General features: G+C 72.6%; 3 protein-coding genes. All 3 read right to left on the bottom strand.

Going from position 1 to position 1,895, the window contains the following annotated elements; all coding sequences use genetic code 11:
* Nucleotides 1-91: 91 nt before the first annotated feature.
* From ndk to VHA72_RS06905, 3 genes are read right to left on the bottom strand one after another with little or no spacing between them, the layout of a single operon-like run.
* Entirely contained in the window at nucleotides 92-511 is a 420-nt protein-coding gene (gene ndk, locus VHA72_RS06915; RefSeq protein WP_325573712.1) for a nucleoside-diphosphate kinase, read from the bottom strand.
* A gap of 27 nt (nucleotides 512-538) precedes the next feature.
* Nucleotides 539-1,150 carry an FMN-binding negative transcriptional regulator gene (locus VHA72_RS06910; RefSeq protein ID WP_325573711.1) on the bottom strand — a complete coding sequence of 204 codons (612 nt, stop codon included), beginning with the start codon at nucleotides 1,148-1,150 and terminating at the stop codon, nucleotides 539-541.
* An 8-nt stretch (nucleotides 1,151-1,158) separates the two neighbouring features.
* The gene (locus VHA72_RS06905) at nucleotides 1,159-1,830 is read right to left on the bottom strand and encodes a pyridoxamine 5'-phosphate oxidase family protein (protein ID WP_325573710.1); all 672 of its coding nucleotides are present in this window, start codon (nucleotides 1,828-1,830) and stop codon (nucleotides 1,159-1,161) included.
* Nucleotides 1,831-1,895: the final 65 nt, after the last annotated feature.

Raw genomic sequence — 1,895 nt, 5'->3', positions numbered from 1 at the left:
AGAGGTCACCTTTGGCGCGCCGAGTGTCCATCGCTGGACACTCGACCGGCCGAAAGTGACCTCTCGACCGGCCGGAAGTGACCTCTCGACGTCAGAGGGCGGGGAACCAGATCTCGATCTCCCGGGCGGCCGACTCGGGCGCATCCGAGCCGTGCACCAGGTTCTGCTGCACCGCGGTGCCCCAGTCCCGGCCGAGGTCGCCGCGGATGGTGCCGGGCGCGGCGGTGGTCGGGTCGGTGGCGCCGGCCAGCGACCGGAAGCCCTCGATCACGCGCTCACCCTCGAGCACCATCGCCACCACCGGGCCGGAGAGCATGAACTCCACCAGTGGCTCGTAGAACGGCTTGCCCTCGTGCTCGGCGTAGTGCTGGGCGAGCACCTCGCGGGTGGCGGTGCGCAGGTCCAGGGCGACCAGCGTGTAACCCTTCGCCTCGATCCGGCGCAGGATCTCACCGGTGAGGCCGCGGCGTACGCCGTCGGGCTTGACGAGGACGAGGGTGCGCTGAGTCATGCGGCGAGGTTATCCGGGGGCTCCGGGTCAGGCGAAGTCGGCCTCGACCCGACGCATCGCGTCGGCGACCGGATGGGCCCCGAGCCCCTCGATCACGCCGCGCCGGTCGGCCGCGGAGCGGTTCTGCGAGAGCTTCGCCTTGGCCTCGATCCGCTCGACCCGCAACTCGAGGCCCACGATCGCCTTGAGCATCGCGTCGAGGTAGCCCTCGGGCGCGTCCCCGACCTGCCACCGGTCCGGGAAGCCCGCCTCGTGTCGGTCGGTGAGCCGCGCCACCGCGCCGCGCAGCCAGTCGGGGTCCTCGATGACCCGAGCACGGCCGGCGAGATGGACGGCCGCGTAGTTCCAGGTGGGCACGACCTTGCCGTGTTCGGCCTTGGCGGCGTACCAGCCCGGATGGATGTAGCCCTGCGGACCGGTGCACACCAGCAGCGCCGGGGTGTCCTGGGCGATCGCTCGCCACTGCGGATTGGCCCGGGCGAGGTGGGCGATCACGGTGTCCCCCTCCCACAGCACGGGTAGCAGGGTGGCGACCGGATAGCCGGCCGGGCCGGTGGTGATCAGCTCGCCGGCGCCGAGGTCGGCGACCAGCGCGCGGGCCGCCTGCTCGTCGATGGCGTTGAAGTGCGGAACGTACATGTCTCTCCTCAGGCGAGTCCCGCCGCGCGACCGCGGACGTCCGCGGGTATGGCGCCGTCCGCGTCCGCGGCCGTGACCGGCGCCAGGGCGACCCGGCGGACCGGGATGACGCCGGCCCAGCCACCGGCGTCGACGTCGGCGGGATCGTCGACCGGGTCGCCCGCCCGCTCCTTCATGCTCGCCTCGACGAGCGGCAGCGCGAGCACGGCGGTGGCGGCCAGCTCCTTGCGGGTCGGCTCACGCAGCGTGGCCGAGCGGCCGGGGATCATCTGGTCGATGACGAGGTCGAGCGCACGTCGGCGCTCGGCCAGGTCCTCGACGAGCCGGGCGCGGCCGATGACGACCGCGCTGCGGTAGTTCATCGAGTGGTGGAAGCCGCTGCGCGCCGCGACCAGGCCGTCCAGCTCGGTGACCGTCACGCAGACATCGTGCTCCAGGGCCTGGGTCAGCCATCCGGCCGCCACCGAGCCGTGCAGGTAGAGCGTGCCGCCGCGATCGGGTCCGTCCGGGTCGACGCCGTACGCCGTCGGCAGCACCACCGGATGCGTCCCCAGCACGACCCCCAGATGCGCGACCAGCCCCTGGGCCAGGAACGCGTGCAGCCGCTCCCGGTCCTCGACCGCACGGTTGCGGCCACGGTTGATCCGGGTGCGGGGCGTCGGCGAGAGGGCTGTCGTCACGCCGCTATCCTGATCCGCAAGTGGCCTGCGCACACGGGCCAATCCGTGACGATTCCAACAGGACA

Source organism: Nocardioides sp. (genome assembly GCF_035547795.1).
Classification (GTDB): Bacteria; Actinomycetota; Actinomycetes; order Propionibacteriales; family Nocardioidaceae; genus Nocardioides.
The sequence above is the reverse complement of the archived record's forward strand: the minus strand, read 5'-3'. Positions and strand labels throughout refer to the sequence as shown.

Coding starts and splice junctions, on each gene's coding strand:
- ndk (WP_325573712.1), bottom strand. CDS start 511: ATGACTCAGCGCACCCTCGTCCTCGTCAAGCCCGACGGCGTACGCCGC.
- VHA72_RS06910 (WP_325573711.1), bottom strand. CDS start 1,150: ATGTACGTTCCGCACTTCAACGCCATCGACGAGCAGGCGGCCCGCGCG.